The following is a 15,101-nucleotide window of genomic DNA, read 5'->3' on the forward strand; positions in this document are numbered from 1 at the left end:
GAACGAGATGGACACCGCTGCTGGTGGCAAGGAGATCTTCTGCGCGCTCGGCGTGCACGTCGACGCCATAGCTGGGTGGCTCGGCTCGTACGGTGGCGAGGACTCGCCGATGGACATCAGCCGCGGAGCCTTCGCCGGCGAGGTCGGGATCCCGCGCCTGCTCGAGTTCTTCCGGCGCTACGAGCTGCCGAGCACGTGGTTCTGGCCCGGCCACTCCATCGAGTCCTTCCCCCATCAGGCCGAGGCCGTGGTCGAGGCGGGGCACGAGCTGGGCCTGCACGGCTACACCCACGAGAACCCGCTGAGCCTCAGCCGGGACCAGGAGCAGGCGATCCTGCACAACTGCATCCAGCTGGTTGAGCGGGTGTCGGGCCGGCGGCCGGCGGGCTATGTTGCGCCGTGGTGGGAACTGTCGGAGAACTCGGTGGAGCTGCTGCTCGAGGCCGGCATCAAGTACGACAACAGCCTCATGCACGACGACCACACCCCGTACTACGCACCGGTGGGCGAGAGCTGGACGAAGATCGACTTCAGCCAGCCCGCGGAGGCCTGGATGAAGCCGTACCAGCGGGGCACGCCGAGCGACCTCATCGAGCTGCCGGCCAGCTGGTACCTGGACGACCTGCCGCCGATGATGTTCATCAAGGCGAACCCGAACAGCCACGGCTTCGTGAGCCCACGGGACATCGAGGACCTCTGGCGCGACCAGTTCGACTGGATGTACCGGGAGATGGACTACGGGGTGTACCTGCTCACCGTCCACCCCGACGTCTCGGGGCGGCCCCAGGTGCTGCTCATGCTCGAGCGGCTGCTCGCGCACATCAACGCGCACCCCGGCGTGCGGTGGGCGACGTTCGAGGAGATCGCCGACGACTTCGCGCAGCGCAGTCCCCGGCGGTCCTGAGTGGAACGAGGTGATCCGGAGGTTCAGGTGACCCGACCGCGCGTGTGCGTTCTCGCGACCGGCGGAACGATCGCGACCGTCACTCGCGGTGACCGGGTGTCGCTCCGCACGGGCGAGGAGCTCCTCGCAGAGGTTCCCGAGGCGGACGAGCTCGCGGCGCTCGAATGCCGGGACCTGCTGCGGCTCCCGAGCCATCTCATGGGCCTCGACGCCGTCGAACTCGTGGCCAGAACGGCGGTGATGGAGGCCGCGCGCGAGGACATCGGCGGCGTGGTGGTGCTCCACGGCACCGACATCCTCGAGGAGGTCGCGTTCCTCGCCGACCTCTGGCACGGCGGCGACGACCCGATCGTCTTCACCGGGGCGCAACGCCCTGCCGGGCACCCGGTGGGCGACGGGCCCGCGAACATTCGGGACGCGATTCTCGTCGCCGCCAGCGAGGTGGCCCGCGACGTCGGCGTCCTCGTGTGCCTCGGGGGGACCGTCATCCCGGCAGCCGCGGCCGGCAAGCGTCACACCGCGTCCTTGGAGCCGTTCGGTCCCGCCCGCGCCACCGTCGGTCAAGTCGCCGGGGACGCCTTCCTCCGGCACCAGGCGGTCGCTCGCCGCGACGCGTGGCCAGTGGCACCCCTCGGGCACCGGGTCGATCTGGTCCGGCTGGCAGCGGGCACCGACGGCGCCCTCGTGCGCGCCGCTGCCGACGCGGGCGCAGCAGGGATCGTGCTGGAGGCGTTCGGCGCCGGGACCGCGCCCATGGACGTCGTCACGGCCGTCGACGACGTGACACGACGCGGCACGATCGTGCTGCTCGCGTCGCGGTGCGAGTCGGGCGGCGTGTGGTCGCAACCCGGTGACGGGTCCGCGAACCACTTCGCGGCTGTGGGCGCAGTCGCGGTCGGCGATCTCGACGGGGCCAAGGCACGCATGCTGCTGCTCGCGGCCCTGGCCACGAGCGGCGGTGACCCGGAGGCGACGCGCAAGGCGATCGAGGCTTTGACCCCGACACCCGCCTGACCGCCACCGCGACCGACCCGGCCGGACGCACCGAGGGTCGGATGGACCGCCCCTCAGGTCGAGGGGTCCTCGCGTCCCTCCCCCGTGCTCGAGGACGCCCCGGAGCGGATCTCCGGAGTACCGGCGCGCTTGCGCCACCCGATCGGGGACCCGCGGCCGTCGAGCGCGAACTCGCAGCACCGGTCCAACTCGCTGGCGACCTGTCGGCGTGCCCGCTGGACCCGCGACTTCATCCCCGAGACCGAGATCCCGACGCGCTCGGCGGCCTCGGTGTGGGTCAGGCCCCGCTCCTCCACCAGCTCGAGCGCCTCGCGGTAGGGGGTGTCGAGGCGGTCGAGCAGGGGCGCCAGGCAGCCCACCACCTCGGCGCGCAGGGCGGCGGTCTCGGCATCGTCCTCCTCGCCGGGCTCGAGCGGCTCGGGCACGGTGTCGGTGGGTTGCTCGCGCTGGCGGCCGACCGCGCGATGGTGATCCACGATCGCGTTGCGTGTGATCTGGAAGACCCAGGGCAGGAGCCGGTCGCGGTCATCGAGGGTCTCGATGCGCTCGTGGATGCGCAGGAGCACGTCGGCGACGATGTCGTCGGCGTCGTCACGGTCGGCGACCCGCTTGCGGACGAACCCACCCAGCCGCCGGAGCAACTCCCGCCACGTCCCCTCGTCCAGCGAGGCGGCGCGGGCACTCGCCGCCTGGTGTGATGCCGACGGGTCAGCCATGCCGGTCATCGTGCCACCGCGCGACGCCCGGACGTCATCAGCGAGCGCTCGAGGGCATGAACACGCATCGGTCGGCTCCTCGGTTCCTACGTGACTCCTTCCCCATTAGGACGTGCAACCGCGAGGATGGACGCAGGGAAATTCGCCTGCGTCCACCGGGCAGCCTCCTCGTCTCCCCGGACGCAACGACGCGAGTGCACCATCCCGACCAGAACGAGGAGCCTCCATGTCCACAGCACACACCTTCGACACCGATACCGAGACGCCGGTGGCGGTGCTCGGCGCCGGCCCGGTCGGGCTCGCCGCCACCGCCCACCTGCACGCGCGCGGCCTTCCGGTCGTCCTGCTCGAGGCCGGCGACCGGGTCGCGACCGCCGTGCGCGAATGGGCGCACGTGCGGTTGTTCAGCCCGTGGGCGATGCTCGTCGATCCGGCCGCTCGGGAGCTCCTGGCACCCACCGGCTGGCGCGAGCCCGACCCCGAGGGCCTGCCCACCGGCGGCGAGTGGGTGACCGAGTACCTCCAGCCGCTGGCCGAGACGCCCGCGATCGCGCACGCGCTGCGCCTCTCCACGCGGGTCGTCGCGGTCAGCCGGGAGCGCGCGGACCGGCTCGCCGACACCGACCGCGACCGACGTCCGTTCGTGCTCCACCTCCGCGGCCCGGGCGGCGAGCGGCGGCTGCGCGCCCGCGCGGTGATCGACGCGACCGGAACCTGGTTCAGCCCGAACCCGCTCGGCGCGGACGGGCTGCCCGCACTCGGGGAGGAGGCCGAGGGGGACCGGATCCCCAGCGGCATGCCCGACGTCCTGGGCGCCGACCGGACCGCGCACGCCGGCAGGCGCACCGCGATCGTGGGCAGCGGCCATTCCGCCCAACAGGTGATCGGTGATCTCGCCCGCCTCGTCGACGAGGAGCCCGGCACCGAGGTCGTGTGGGTCACCCGCGGCGACGGGCCCGCCTTCGGCGGCGGGAGCGCCGACCAGCTGCCCGCCCGCGCGGCGGTCGGCGAGACCGCGCAGGCCGCGGTGGATCGCCCCGGCATCGACCTGGTGACCCGCTTCCCGACCGACGCCGTCACCCGGGACGAGCAGGGCGTCGTCCTGCACGCCGGCGACCGGTCCATCGGCCCCCTCGACGTCGTGGTGCGAGCCACCGGCTTCCGCCCCGAGCTGCGGCTGCTGGCCGAGTTGCGCCTCGACCTGCATCCCTCGGTGGAGAGCACGCGGGCGCTCGCCCCGCTCATCGATCCGAACGTGCACAGCTGCGGGACCGTACCCCCGCACGGCGCCGCCGAGCTCGCGCATCCCGACGAGCCCGACCTCTACGTGGTCGGGATGAAGAGCTACGGGCGTGCCCCCACGTTCCTCGCGCGGACCGGGTACGAACAGGTGCGGTCGGTGGCCGCCGCGCTGGCCGGGGACGCGGAGTCGGCGCAGCGGATCGATCTCGAGCTCCCCGAGACGGGCGTGTGCGGCGCCCCCACCCCGACAGCCGAGCTCGCGACCATCGGGACGGGGTGCTGCGAGACGTGAGCAGCCGCAGGACCCCGCCCGCCGAGGGGGAGGCCCCCGCCCGCACCCACGCGCTGGCGGGGGCGCTCGCGGTCACGGCGACCGTCGGGTACGGGGTCCTGCTCTACGCGTTCGGCGTCGTCCTCGAGCCGATGCGCGCCGAGCTGGGTTGGTCGAGCGCACAGGCCTCGGCCGGGCTGACCGTCGGCCTGGTGACCGCCGGCCTGTGCGCGCCGACGATCGGGCGCGCGATCGACCGGTTCGGCGCACGGGGCGTGATGGTCGCCGGCTCCCTGGTCGGCGGCACGGGCGTCGTCGCGTGGGCGAGCACGACGGGCTTCGTGACCTACGTGCTCGCGTGGGTCGTGATCGGCCTCGGCATGGCCATGTCCCTCTACGAGCCCGCGTTCGCCGCCATCACCCGGCACGCGCCCGGGCGGCGCCGCCGATCCGTGCTGGTGGTGACCGTCGCGGCCGGGTTCGCGAGCACGATCTTCATCCCGCTGACCGAGGCGCTGGCCAGCGCGCTCGGCTGGCGTGACGCCCTCTTGATCCTGGGTCTCGCCCTGGCCGCGATCGCCACGCCGCTGCACCTGCTCGGCCTCCCCCCGCGCGGGCGGGTCGTCGCCCCGGATCCCGCCGATCCTGCGGGCGCGGGCGCGACCGCGCCGGACGACGCCGCGGCCGGCCCGGAACCCGCCGCTGAACCGCCAGCCGCGCCCGGACCCGCGGCTCCCGCGCATCCGGCACCGGCTCCCCCGCCGGCGGCCGGCGCACCCGCGCACCAACCGCCGACGCTGGCCACCAGCCCCACGCTGCGCCGGCTCGTCCTCGCGCTCGTGCTCGGTGCCACCCCGATGGTCGCGGTCGGCGCGCACCTCGTGGCCTTCCTGCTCGAAGCGGGCCGGTCCGCCGCGCTCGCGGCCGCGCTGGCGGGAGGCGTCGGCGTGGCCAAGGTCCTCGGGCGCCTCGTGGTGGGGCCGGCGCTCGGATGGCTGACCGCGCGCGCCGCCATGGCCGTGTCGTTCGGCTCTCAAGCGGTCGGCCTGCTCCTACCGCTGGTCGTCCCCACCCTCACCGCGGACGTCGCGATGGTCGTGCTGTTCGGCCTCGGCTCCGGGGCCATGACCGTCGTCAAGCCGCTCTACATCGTCGATCTGTTCGGGCTCCGGGGGTTCGGGGTCACCCAGGGCAGGGCCGTCCGGGTCGTGCAGCTCGCGCAGGCCGGCGCCCCGCTGCTGATCGGCGCGTTCGCGACCCTCGCCGGCGGCTACTGGCCGGGCTGGCTCCTGCTCGCCGTCGGCAGCGCGGTGGCGGCCGTCCTCCTGCCACGCCCGGGGCACCCACCCCGACCGTTCACCCCGCGGTCGCCAAGGCGCCGCTCGCGTGCGGCAAGCTAGGGGCATGACGACCCTCGACGTGGCCCTGCCGTCCCTGCCCAACCTGCGCGACCTCGGAGGACTGCCCACCCGCGACGGTGGCCGCATACGTCCCGGGGTGCTGCTGCGGAGCGAGTCGCCCTCGCTCGCCGAGCCGCACGACGCCGTCGCCCTCGCCGACCGGTTCGGGGTGACCGACGTGATCGATCTCCGCCGCGACGACGAGGCGGAGCGCAAGCCGCTGCCACCGGCGCTGGCGGACCGTGTCCAGCGCCACGCGATCCCGTTCGCGGTGGAGGCCCCGCCGCACGTCAGCGACGCGATGTTCGCCTCCGACGAGATCCGCCCAGCCGATGTGGGCCGCTACTACGCGTGGATGGCCTCCGAGAACGTTGCCCAACTGCGCGCGGTCGCCGCGCGGGTCGCGGACGCCGACGGTGCGGTGCTCGTGCACTGCGCGATCGGCAAGGACCGCACCGGCGTCACGACCGCGCTGACGCTCCTGGGAGTCGGGGTCGAGGAGCGCCTCGTCATCGACGACTACGTCCGCAGCCACGCCGCGATGCGCATGACCCTGCCCCGCCACGATCCCGAGCTCACCGCCGACGACATCGACCGCGACGTACGTCTCGGCGCACCGGCGGAGGTGCTGGCGGCGTTCCTCGCGGCGCTGGGCGAGGAGCACGGCTCCGCCGACGGGTTCTGGCACGTGCTCGATCCCGAGGGCGGTCTGCGGGCCGCGCTCGACCGCCGCCTGGTCACGCGCGGCTGAACCCGCGCGAGCGACCGCTCATGAGCGACGGACGTGCCGACGAGGCCGGGCTCGCCCGCGCGTTCGGGCCGCGCCTCGACGTGCGCGATCGGTTCGGTCCGCAACGCTCCGGACTGCTCGCGACGCTGCGCGGCCTGGACGGCTCGGAGTGGACCCGACCGACGGCCTGTCCGGGGTGGACGGTCGCCGACGTGGCCGCGCACCTGCTCGGCACCGACCTCTCCCGCTTGGCCCGGACGCGCGACGAGCACCCCGGTCCGGGGCCCGCGTCGGGCGAGCCGCTGACGCGCTTCATCGACCGGCACAACGCCCAGTGGGTGGAGGCCGCGCAGCGGCTCAGTCCCCGCCTCCTGGTGGAGCTGCTGGCCTGGACGGGCCCGCAGATCGCCGATCTGTGGGCCGCCGCGGAGCTCGACGCGTTGGGCGAGGAGGTCTCGTGGGCGGGTCCCGGCGCCGCGCCGGTGTGGCTGGACGCGGCCCGGGACCTCACCGAGGTCTGGGTCCACCACCAACAGATCTGGGAGGCCGTCGGCCTGCCGGTCGAAGATGACCCGGCGACGCTGCAGCCGATACTGGACACGTTCCTCCGGGCACTCCCGCACACGCTCGCGGACACCCCCGCGCCGGCCGGGAGCCGCCTGGCGTTCGTCGTGCCCGAACCAGCGGGCGGACGATGGACGGTCACGCGCGACACGGACGGCTGGGGGTTCGAGGAGCGACCCGAGGCCGGAACGAGCGTGACGCTCGATGCCGATACCACATGGCGGCTGGCGGTGCGGATGACCGATCCGCACACGGCCCGGTCCCACGCTCGGATCGATGGCGACCAGCGGCTCGGGGAGGCCGCGCTCGAACTGCTCGCCATCATCCGCGAAGGTTGAGGGAGACGGGGCGGCGTGAGTGTCACCCGGCTCGGCCCGTCCCTGCCCACGAGATGCATCGCGACCGATGCGCGCGGTCCGCGCACAATTTGCGACCCGAAACGCGCGGCGCGGTTGACCCTCCCGCGACGTCAGGCCGCAGCCTTCGTCGAGCAAGGAGGTGGAACCCATGCGATACACGGTCGGGGAGGTCGCCGAACTGGCGGGCGTCACGGTGCGCACGCTGCACCACTACGACGCGATCGGGCTGCTCGTCCCGAGCGAGCGCACCGCGGCGGGCTACCGCTGCTACACGTCCGAGGAGCTGGAGCGGCTGCAGCAGATCCTCGCCTACCGCGCGCTCGGGTTCGGCCTCGAGGAGATCGCGGTCCTGCTCGACGACCCGGCGGCTCGCCCGCGCGACCACCTCGCGCGGCAGCGGAAGATCCTCGGCGAGCGGATCGCGCGGCTCGAGCACATGCTCGCGGCCGTCGACGAGGCATTGGAGGCCGACGACATGAACGTGAACCTGACACCCGAGGAGCGACTCGAGCTCTTCGGCGACTGGCTGCCGGAGGACTACGAGGACGAAGCGTACGAACGCTGGGGCGACACCGACGCGTGGGCGCAGTCGAAGCAGCGCACCGCGCGGTACACCGCCGACGACTGGCGGGCCATCCAGGCGGAGGGCGCGGAGATCGAGCAAGGGCTCGCCGCCGCGCTCGCCGACGGGGAGGCGCCGGACAGCGAGCGGGCCATGGACCTCGCCGAGGCGCATCGGCAGCACCTCGTGCGCTGGTTCTACGACTGTGGCCACGAGATGCATCGGGGCCTCGGGCGCATGTACGTCGACGACGAGCGGTTCACCGCCTACTACGAGCGCGTCGCGCCAGGTCTCGCCCGGTTCCTGCACGAGGCGATCGAGGCGAACGCCTCGCGCACCGCGTAACACGAGGCGTTCGACGTGCGCCGGTCCGTACCGCAGTCGAGTTTCGGCGACCGCGTGGTCGCCGTGGTCCGTGCACTCGGGCCCGGCGAGGTCGTGAGCTACGGCGACGTCGCGGCGGAGGCCGGCTCCCCCGGCGCCGCCCGGGCGGTCGGCCACGTGCTGCGCGAGGCCGACGGGCTGCCCTGGTGGCGGGTGGTCACCGCCACCGGGCGCCTGGCTCCCGGCCTCGAGGTCGAGCAGGCCGCGCACCTACGGGCCGAGGGCGTCGCGGTCGCCGATGGCCACGTCAGCCGCGGACCGCGTGACCGGCGACACTCGAACGAATGATCGCCGGCTTGCTGCGCGAGGCCGACAGCCGCTGACGCCACAGCATCTCGGCATTGACGGTGCGGGCCCGCCGGTCGATCCTCGTCGCGAGCCCGGCACGCGGCCAGAGGGGGTGGACATGGTCACGCTGGCCGTCGGCACCGAGAAGGGCGGCTATCTCGTCGACGGCGCGCCCGACCGGGGGTGGGAGCTCGCCGGCCCCTTGTTCCCCGGTTGGAAGGTCACCGCATGGACCTCGCACGACGGCCAGACGATCGCGGCGCTGGCCAGCAACTGGTTCGGGGCCTCGATCCACCGCGCGCCCCGGTCGCGTCACGCCGACCCCGAGGCATGGCAACAAGCACCGGGGGTCCCGACGTACGAGCAGGACGCCGAGGGGGCTCCGCGCCTGCAGGAGATCTGGACACTCACCCACTGGGGCGATTCCATCGTCGCCGGAGTCGAGGACGCCGGCCTGTTCACCAGCGAGGACGGGGGCGTGACCTGGCAGGGCGTCGAGAGCTTCAACATGCTCCCCGATCGTGCGAACTGGTTCCCCGGGCTCGGCGGCCTGGCGGCCCACCGGGTTCTCGTTGCTGACGGCCGTGCCTGGGTCGGCGTCTCGGCGGTGGGTGTCTTCCGCTCGGACGACGACGGCGCGACGTTCCGGCGCGTCGACGAGGGTGTCGCACCCGTCATACCGGAGAGCGAGGAGGAGGGGACGCCCGCCGGGTGGTGCGTGCACGGTCTCGCCCACGATCCCCGGGATCCGGCGCGGATCTGGCGCCAGGACCACTCCGGCGTCTACCGCACCGCCGACGGGGGCGACACGTGGGAGCGCATCGAGCGGGGTCTGCCGGCCGCGTTCGGCTTCCCGATGTGGCGCGACGACGCGAGCGGCCGATTGTTCGTCGTGCCGCTGGAGGCCGACGAGAACCGGGTGCCGGTGGACGGCCGCTTCGGCGCCTGGTGCAGCGACGACGACGGCGACAGCTGGCGCCCGGCCGGGACCGGCTGGCCCGGCCATCCCACGTACACGGCCGTGCTGCGGGGCGCGCTGACCGGGGACGGCGACGGCGGCGTGTTCTGCGGCACGACCTCGGGCGCGGTCTGGGCCAGCGACGACGCCGGCGAGCGCTGGTCGCCGGTGCCCGTGACCCTGCCGCGGGTCCTCTCGGTGGCGGTCGTCTAGCGCGATGCCGGTGACCGTCCGCCTTCCGGGAGTCCTGCAGCCAGCCGTCGGCCGAGTGCGCGAGGTCGAGGTGGAGGCGTCGACCGTCGGCGACGCGATCGCGTCGCTCCTCGCCCGTCACCCCGAGCTCCGTCCTCACCTGTTCGACGAGGGCGGCGCGCTGCGGACCCACGTGCTCTGCGTCGTCGACGGCGAACCGACCCGTCTGCGCCAGCCGGACCAACCGCTGCGTGCCGGCAGCGAGATCGCATTCGTCCCCGCGGTGTCGGGAGGCTGACGGCGGCCCGATGTGACGAGCCGGCCGCTGCCTGAGAGGCGAAGGCCCGTTCGCGCCCGGCGTGCGACGCGTTCAGCAACCCGAGGACGGCGGGTTCCACACCGACGGGTCAAGGACCTCGATGTGGACGTGCGGCCAGTCGTGGTGGCTGGACTCGTCGTCGACCTGCGATCGGAACGGGAACGGTCGAGGCCCGTCCGCGAGCAGCGTCTCACCCTGCACGACCCGGTCGCCTTCGTTCACCCGTAGGCCGCGCATGTGCAGCACTTTGACCTCCCATTCGGGGCGGGAGTCGGGCGCGATCACCGCGAACCCGTCGTTGTGGCGGCAGTACAGCTGGTAGGTGCCGGTGCGGACGACCTCCCCGCTGACCGGCGAGCGCACCGGTCGGTCCGGGTCCATGACGACGTCGGCCGAGGACCGCGACGGCGCGTCACGGCCCCGGCTGTCGAGGGTGAGATGCGGTGACGCGGACGAGGCGGGCTGAAGTTGTTGCGCGCCGCGGTCGTTGGACTCGTGCCAGCCGATCAGCTCCACGAGCGTCGACGGCTGGTGCAGCGTGATGCCACCCGCGGAGGCGAACGGGGGCAACTCGAGCGCTCGACCGGCGTGCTCGCACACGTTCGCGGTCACGCTCGATCCGCAACGCAACTGCGGCCCGTTGGCGTTCGCGAGGAACGTCGTCGTCTCGTTCGGGAGACGGCCGCCCCGGGTGAGCACGAGCGCGGCCCCGGTCTCCGCGGCCCACGGGCCGGCCGCGAACCCCGCTGCCCAGGAGCCCTCGTCGTCGCCGTCGAGCAGCAACACCGAGGACGCGTCGCTGGCGTGGGCCACGCCCCGCCGCACGTTCTGCGCGACCGCAGTGCCACTGCGTCCCTGACCGGCGGCGCGCTCGGCGGTCACCCCGAGCGCGGCCAGTTCCTCTTCGACCGCTTCCGAGACGGCCGCCGAGCCACCGGCGATCACGACCTCGCGGGCATCCGCCTCCTGCAGGTAGGCGGCGACGTCCTCGTCGAGATTGTCGCTGGGGGTCAAGAGCACGGGGCCTGCCATGGCATGGGTGAGCGCCGAGCCACCGAGCGCGTCGACGAAGGCCTGCGTGCCCTCGCCATGGGCGCGGGCGAGCACCACGGTGGTGTCGCTCGCATCCGCGTGCCGTTCTCGGGCGACGGCCAACGCGGTCCCGACGCGATCCTCGCCCCAGTGCCGCTCGACCTCGTATCCCCGGGCGCGCAAGTCCTCCTCCACCTCGGGTGCGACGGCGGCGGGCCCACCGAGGATCGTCACCCGCTGCGCCCCGAGCCGATCGAGCTCCTCGGCGGTGAGCGCTGCGAGCTCGTCCGTGGGGGTGAGCAGGACCGGCTGGCCGGTGACCGAGCCCGCGGCGAGCGTGTCGCTGAACACGTCGGCTCGACCGAGCACCACCTCCTCCACCGCGCCGTCGGGGTGGGCGAGCCGCGCGAACTCGACCGCGCTCGACACCGGATCGTCGCCGGTGAGCTCGTGGGCGTCCGTCTGATCGGCCGTCCCATCCGGAGCCCGGATGAAGAACGCGACGGCCAGCACCGCCAGCACCACTGCGACCCGCCCGACTGCTCGCGCCATTTCCGTCGATCTCCTGTGTGCGCTGCGAACGGGACGCCCGCATGACGAAAGGAAAGGTCCCGCTCGGGATCACAGGCTTCGACGCACGGCGCAGCGGTTTCCATGCGCCGGGGGTCAGCGGCCGCGACGACCCCACCACTGGTCGAGCTGGCGGCGTTCCCGTTTCGTGGGCCGGCCGGCGCCGCGCGGCCGTCGAGCTCCCGGGGGCGGTGCCTCGCGCGGTGGGGGAGGCGGACTGTGATCCACCACGCACTCCCTCGCGACCGGCGCACCGACGCGTTCGTCGATGATCCGAGCGACCTCGACGACGCGTTCGCGACCGTGTAGCCACGCCCGCACGGTGTCACCGACCCGCACCGTCGAGGCGGGCTTGGCCTTGCGGTCGTTGACCTCCACGTGCCCAGCCCGACAGGCCTCGGTGGCCTGCGAACGGGTCTTGCACAGGCGCACCGCCCACAGCCACCGGTCGACGCGCGCGGACTCCACGTCCCCAGGCTGGCACACGTCGTGCCCGGAGATCCGCTTCGGCCCACTGCACCTGGCCCTTGCGATGGGGGAGGAACCGGCGCAGGCTGCCCGCATGAGCGACGAGCAGTGGTACGCCGACCTCGTCCTCGAGGGCGGCGGAGTCAAGGGTACGGCGCTCGTGGGGGCCATCGAGGCGCTGACCGCCGAAGGCTACGCCTTCCCGCGCGTCGCTGGCACCTCGGCGGGCGCGATCGTCGGCGCGCTCACCGCCGCCGACATGCCGACGTCCGAGATGCGGACGGTCCTCGGCGAGCTCGACTACCGCCGATTCACCGACACCGGGCTGCTGGGACGCGTCCCCCTGCTCGGCCCCCTCGTCGGGATCCTCCGGCACGGCGGCATCTACCGGGGCGAGGAACTGGTGACGTGGCTGGAGGCCCTGCTCGCCGAGCACGGGGTCACCACGTTCGGCGACCTGCGCGTCGACGATCCCGGCTCCGACCTGCCGACCTACTTGCGGTATCGCCTCGTGGTCGTCGCCGCCGACGTGTCGCGGGGCCGGTTGGTGCGCCTGCCCTGGGACTATCAGGAACACTTCGGCCTGGATCCGGACCGCCAGCGCGTCGTCGACGCCGTCCGCGCCTCGATGGCGATCCCGTTCTTCTTCCGTGCCGCGAAAGTGCGCCACCACGGCACGGCGGGGGCCTCCACCCTGGTCGACGGTGGGTTGCTGTCGAACTTCCCCGTCGGACTCTTCGACCGGACGGACGGGCTGCGCCCGCGCTGGCCGACGTTCGGCGTGAAGCTCTCGGAACGCGAGCCGCCGGGTCTTGCCGTGACCCCGGTTCGGGGGCCGCTGAGCCTCGCCGCCTCCCTCGTCGCGACGATGCGTGGCGCCCACGATGCGCGCCACCTCGACGACCCGGGGGTGCAGGACCGCACGATGTTCGTGGACACCTCCGGGGTCTCCACGCTCAACTTCGACCTGTCCCGGGAGGAGGCCGAGGAACTCCGCACGCGCGGGCACGGAGCGGCCACGGGGTTCCTCGCCGGTTGGGACCACGAGCGGTACATCGCCGCCCATCGCCCGGACGTCGCGGAGGCGTCCGGATAACGTTCACACGCCACCGTCGGATCAGGCAAGAGCGCCCCGCCCCGCCGTGTGAAGCCGACATGTACCGTTAGCCCATGCGAGCATTCCTCCTCCGAGCGATCGTCAACGGCGTCGCGATCTGGATCGCGACGCTGCTCGTGCCCGGCGTGGAGATCGGCGGCACCGAGGCCACCGACCAGGCGATCACGATCGCCCTGGTGGCCGTCCTGTTCGGCGTCGTCAACGCCGTGCTCGGCCCCATCCTGCGGACGCTGACGTTCCCCCTCGTCCTGCTCACGTTCGGGCTCTTCACGTTCGTCGTGAACGCACTGCTGCTCTGGTTCTCCGCCTGGCTCGGGGGAGTCCTCGGCCTCGACTTCACCGTCGACGGCTTCCTCGCCGCACTGCTCGGGTCGCTGGTCGTGACGATCGTGAGCGTCGCGCTGAGCGCCGCCACTCGCGGGTAGCGGGTGGCCGTCGCGCTCGCGCTGGTGACCGCGGTGGGCTACGGCGCCGGGGACTTCCTCGCCGGGCTGACCTCGCGACGCATCAGCGCGGTACCGGTCGCGGTCGGCGTGCAGGTCGTGACGTTCCTCCTGCTGCTGGCAGCGACACCGCTCACGGGCGCGCCCACGAGCCAGGCCGTGGGGTGGGGCGCCGTCGGGGGAGTCGGCCTGGGCGTCGGCACGATCGCGTACTTCAACGCGCTTGCCGCGGGGCGTATGGGTCTCGTCGCGACGGTCACGGCGGTCATCGCGGCTCTCGTGCCGGTGGGGTTCGGGTTCGTCGCCGGGGAGCGACCGTCCCTGCTGGCCGGGATCGGGATGCTCGCCGCGCTCGCCGCGATCCCGATGCTCACCCACGCGCCGCACGACCCCCAGCCCGACGCGCCGCCGTCCGCCGGATTGCTGGGCGGCACGATCGGTGGAGTGGGATTCGGCGCCTTCGTGATCGGCATCGGCCAGGGCACCGCCGGAGGGGACCCCCTGTGGCCCGTGGTGTCGGCGGCCGCCGTGGGCCTCGCGCTCCTGAGCACGCTGCTGCTACGGCGCCGGCCCCGGCCGCGCGCCACTCGCCGCGACCTCCTGACGATCCTGGGGGCCGGGGCTCTGGGCGCCCTGGCGAGCCTCGCGTTGGCTCTAGCGACGATGCAGGGCCTGCTCAGCCTCGTCGCGGTCGTCGCGGCCCTGTCGCCCGCGCCCACGATGCTCCTGGCGCGCACGGTACTCGGTGAACGGCTCGCCGGCGTCCAGCTGGTCGGCGTTGTCCTCGCGCTCGTGGGCGTCGCGGCCATCACCGTCGGAGCCGGGTGAGCGCCCGGGACGCAGAAGGCGGGTGCGAAACGGTGAACGCGGCGACGATGGATAGTAGGCGTCGGGACTGCGGCCTCGTACACACAACTGAACCCGTCGGGTTCCGTGCCGACAGGACCCGAGCGATCCGGATGACACACACCACACGGCGCGAAGAGCTCGGGGGGCGGACTTCCGGCCATGGCACACCCCCCACCACCGACCGAGGATCTGGCGTTCCACACGCGCGAACGGGAAGACTGACGGCCCCGCAGGCGTTGAGGCAGAGTGGGAGGACGAACCAACGCCAGCCCACTCAAGCGAACCGGACGTCACCGACGATGGAACGGATCAAGACGATGAGCGACCGCACGTCGGACCGCCAGCTGACCGAGCAGGCCGCAGGGGAGCTGCGTGAACGCCTGCGCAACGAGGGCTGGAGCTCCGATCTCGGCTGGACCTCGGTCGGCTCCGGGAGCGCGGGTGCCTACGACGAGGCGCACCGAACGATCGCCTACTTGACCTCGGTGCGAGCCGTCGATGGTGGCGCGTCCCGCATGTGGAAGGACGGCGACGTCCCGGCACCCCCCGAGGCCGACGCTCGCGAGGTCTTCACCGCGCGCGAGGACGACACCGAATGGCACTCGGAACTCCTGGAGGCGCCGGTCGAGACGACCGCAACGGAGCCGGGCAGCCCGTCGGAGGCCGACGACAACGAGAACGGCAAGACCAAGGCCGGCCACGCGGCCTGAGCGAGATAG

17 protein-coding genes are annotated in these 15,101 nt (G+C 73.3%); 14 read left to right on the top strand and 3 right to left on the bottom strand.

The features are described from left to right. The first annotated feature begins 7 nt into the window (after positions 1–7). Both ER308_RS09625 and ER308_RS09630 read left to right on the top strand, forming a co-directional pair. Entirely contained in the window at positions 8–904 is an 897-nt protein-coding gene (locus ER308_RS09625; RefSeq protein WP_131154784.1) for a polysaccharide deacetylase family protein, read from the top strand. A gap of 27 nt (positions 905–931) precedes the next feature. Continuing rightward, a complete protein-coding gene (locus ER308_RS09630) occupies positions 932–1,918 on the top strand; it encodes an asparaginase domain-containing protein (protein WP_165491957.1) in 987 nt (328 codons plus the stop codon). A gap of 53 nt (positions 1,919–1,971) precedes the next feature. Here ER308_RS09630 and ER308_RS09635 read toward each other — a convergent pair whose 3' ends face one another. Beyond that, positions 1,972–2,634 carry a sigma-70 family RNA polymerase sigma factor gene (locus ER308_RS09635; protein WP_165491958.1) on the bottom strand — a complete coding sequence of 221 codons (663 nt, stop codon included), beginning with the start codon at positions 2,632–2,634 and terminating at the stop codon, positions 1,972–1,974. A 226-nt stretch (positions 2,635–2,860) separates the two neighbouring features. Between ER308_RS09635 and ER308_RS09640 the strand changes: the two genes are divergently transcribed. The 8 genes from ER308_RS09640 to ER308_RS09675 all read left to right on the top strand — a co-directional run bounded on the left by ER308_RS09640 (position 2,861) and on the right by ER308_RS09675 (position 9,882). Next, the gene (locus ER308_RS09640; protein ID WP_131154787.1) at positions 2,861–4,168 is read left to right on the top strand and encodes an FAD-dependent oxidoreductase; all 1,308 of its coding nucleotides are present in this window, start codon (positions 2,861–2,863) and stop codon (positions 4,166–4,168) included. Further along, positions 4,165–5,547, top strand: coding sequence for an MFS transporter (locus ER308_RS09645; RefSeq protein WP_131154788.1), 1,383 nt, complete (start codon positions 4,165–4,167; stop codon positions 5,545–5,547). The genes ER308_RS09640 and ER308_RS09645 overlap by 4 nt, the downstream gene beginning before the upstream one ends. A 4-nt stretch (positions 5,548–5,551) precedes the next feature. Next, positions 5,552–6,298, top strand: coding sequence for a tyrosine-protein phosphatase (locus tag ER308_RS09650; RefSeq protein ID WP_131154789.1), 747 nt, complete (start codon positions 5,552–5,554; stop codon positions 6,296–6,298). A 20-nt stretch (positions 6,299–6,318) separates the two neighbouring features. After that, positions 6,319–7,179 (top strand): maleylpyruvate isomerase family mycothiol-dependent enzyme, encoded by an 861-nt coding sequence (locus tag ER308_RS09655; RefSeq protein ID WP_131154790.1) that lies wholly within the window; start codon positions 6,319–6,321, stop codon positions 7,177–7,179. Positions 7,180–7,348: 169 nt separating this feature from the next. Then, on the top strand, positions 7,349–8,107 hold the full coding sequence (locus tag ER308_RS09660) for a MerR family transcriptional regulator (RefSeq protein WP_131154791.1): 759 nt from the start codon (positions 7,349–7,351) through the stop codon (positions 8,105–8,107). 15 nt (positions 8,108–8,122) lie between these two features. Beyond that, on the top strand, positions 8,123–8,434 hold the full coding sequence (locus ER308_RS09665; RefSeq protein ID WP_131154792.1) for an MGMT family protein: 312 nt from the start codon (positions 8,123–8,125) through the stop codon (positions 8,432–8,434). Positions 8,435–8,552: 118 nt separating this feature from the next. Further along, positions 8,553–9,605 carry a beta propeller repeat protein gene (locus ER308_RS09670; RefSeq protein ID WP_131154793.1) on the top strand — a complete coding sequence of 351 codons (1,053 nt, stop codon included), beginning with the start codon at positions 8,553–8,555 and terminating at the stop codon, positions 9,603–9,605. A gap of 4 nt (positions 9,606–9,609) precedes the next feature. Further along, the gene (locus ER308_RS09675; RefSeq protein WP_131154794.1) at positions 9,610–9,882 is read left to right on the top strand and encodes a MoaD/ThiS family protein; all 273 of its coding nucleotides are present in this window, start codon (positions 9,610–9,612) and stop codon (positions 9,880–9,882) included. A gap of 72 nt (positions 9,883–9,954) precedes the next feature. Here ER308_RS09675 and ER308_RS09680 read toward each other — a convergent pair whose 3' ends face one another. Further along, positions 9,955–11,487, bottom strand: coding sequence for a cell wall-binding repeat-containing protein (locus ER308_RS09680; protein WP_131154795.1), 1,533 nt, complete (start codon positions 11,485–11,487; stop codon positions 9,955–9,957). A 114-nt stretch (positions 11,488–11,601) separates the two neighbouring features. Continuing rightward, the gene (locus ER308_RS09685; protein ID WP_240732019.1) at positions 11,602–11,973 is read right to left on the bottom strand and encodes an RNA-binding S4 domain-containing protein; all 372 of its coding nucleotides are present in this window, start codon (positions 11,971–11,973) and stop codon (positions 11,602–11,604) included. Between the two features lie 94 nt (positions 11,974–12,067). Here ER308_RS09685 and ER308_RS09690 point away from each other — a divergent pair, with 94 nt between their 5' ends. The 4 genes from ER308_RS09690 (at position 12,068) to ER308_RS09705 (ending at position 15,092) form a co-directional block, all read left to right on the top strand. Next, the gene (locus ER308_RS09690; protein WP_131154797.1) at positions 12,068–13,069 is read left to right on the top strand and encodes a patatin-like phospholipase family protein; all 1,002 of its coding nucleotides are present in this window, start codon (positions 12,068–12,070) and stop codon (positions 13,067–13,069) included. Positions 13,070–13,143: 74 nt separating this feature from the next. Then, entirely contained in the window at positions 13,144–13,515 is a 372-nt protein-coding gene (locus ER308_RS09695; protein WP_131154798.1) for a phage holin family protein, read from the top strand. 3 nt (positions 13,516–13,518) lie between these two features. Continuing rightward, the gene (locus ER308_RS09700) at positions 13,519–14,361 is read left to right on the top strand and encodes an EamA family transporter (RefSeq protein WP_131154799.1); all 843 of its coding nucleotides are present in this window, start codon (positions 13,519–13,521) and stop codon (positions 14,359–14,361) included. 338 nt (positions 14,362–14,699) lie between these two features. Continuing rightward, positions 14,700–15,092: a hypothetical protein gene (locus ER308_RS09705; protein ID WP_131154800.1), complete on the top strand. Its 393-nt coding sequence runs from the start codon at positions 14,700–14,702 to the stop codon at positions 15,090–15,092. Positions 15,093–15,101 lie beyond the last annotated feature (9 nt).

The sequence above is a fragment of the Egibacter rhizosphaerae genome, from assembly GCF_004322855.1.
Classification (GTDB): Bacteria; Actinomycetota; Nitriliruptoria; order Euzebyales; family Egibacteraceae; genus Egibacter; species Egibacter rhizosphaerae.

Coding starts and splice junctions, on each gene's coding strand:
- ER308_RS09625 (WP_131154784.1), top strand. CDS start 8: ATGGACACCGCTGCTGGTGGCAAGGAGATCTTCTGCGCGCTCGGCGTG.
- ER308_RS09635 (WP_165491958.1), bottom strand. CDS start 2,634: ATGGCTGACCCGTCGGCATCACACCAGGCGGCGAGTGCCCGCGCCGCC.
- ER308_RS09640 (WP_131154787.1), top strand. CDS start 2,861: ATGTCCACAGCACACACCTTCGACACCGATACCGAGACGCCGGTGGCG.
- ER308_RS09650 (WP_131154789.1), top strand. CDS start 5,552: ATGACGACCCTCGACGTGGCCCTGCCGTCCCTGCCCAACCTGCGCGAC.
- ER308_RS09655 (WP_131154790.1), top strand. CDS start 6,319: ATGAGCGACGGACGTGCCGACGAGGCCGGGCTCGCCCGCGCGTTCGGG.
- ER308_RS09660 (WP_131154791.1), top strand. CDS start 7,349: ATGCGATACACGGTCGGGGAGGTCGCCGAACTGGCGGGCGTCACGGTG.
- ER308_RS09670 (WP_131154793.1), top strand. CDS start 8,553: ATGGTCACGCTGGCCGTCGGCACCGAGAAGGGCGGCTATCTCGTCGAC.
- ER308_RS09675 (WP_131154794.1), top strand. CDS start 9,610: ATGCCGGTGACCGTCCGCCTTCCGGGAGTCCTGCAGCCAGCCGTCGGC.
- ER308_RS09680 (WP_131154795.1), bottom strand. CDS start 11,487: ATGGCGCGAGCAGTCGGGCGGGTCGCAGTGGTGCTGGCGGTGCTGGCC.
- ER308_RS09690 (WP_131154797.1), top strand. CDS start 12,068: ATGAGCGACGAGCAGTGGTACGCCGACCTCGTCCTCGAGGGCGGCGGA.
- ER308_RS09695 (WP_131154798.1), top strand. CDS start 13,144: ATGCGAGCATTCCTCCTCCGAGCGATCGTCAACGGCGTCGCGATCTGG.
- ER308_RS09705 (WP_131154800.1), top strand. CDS start 14,700: ATGAGCGACCGCACGTCGGACCGCCAGCTGACCGAGCAGGCCGCAGGG.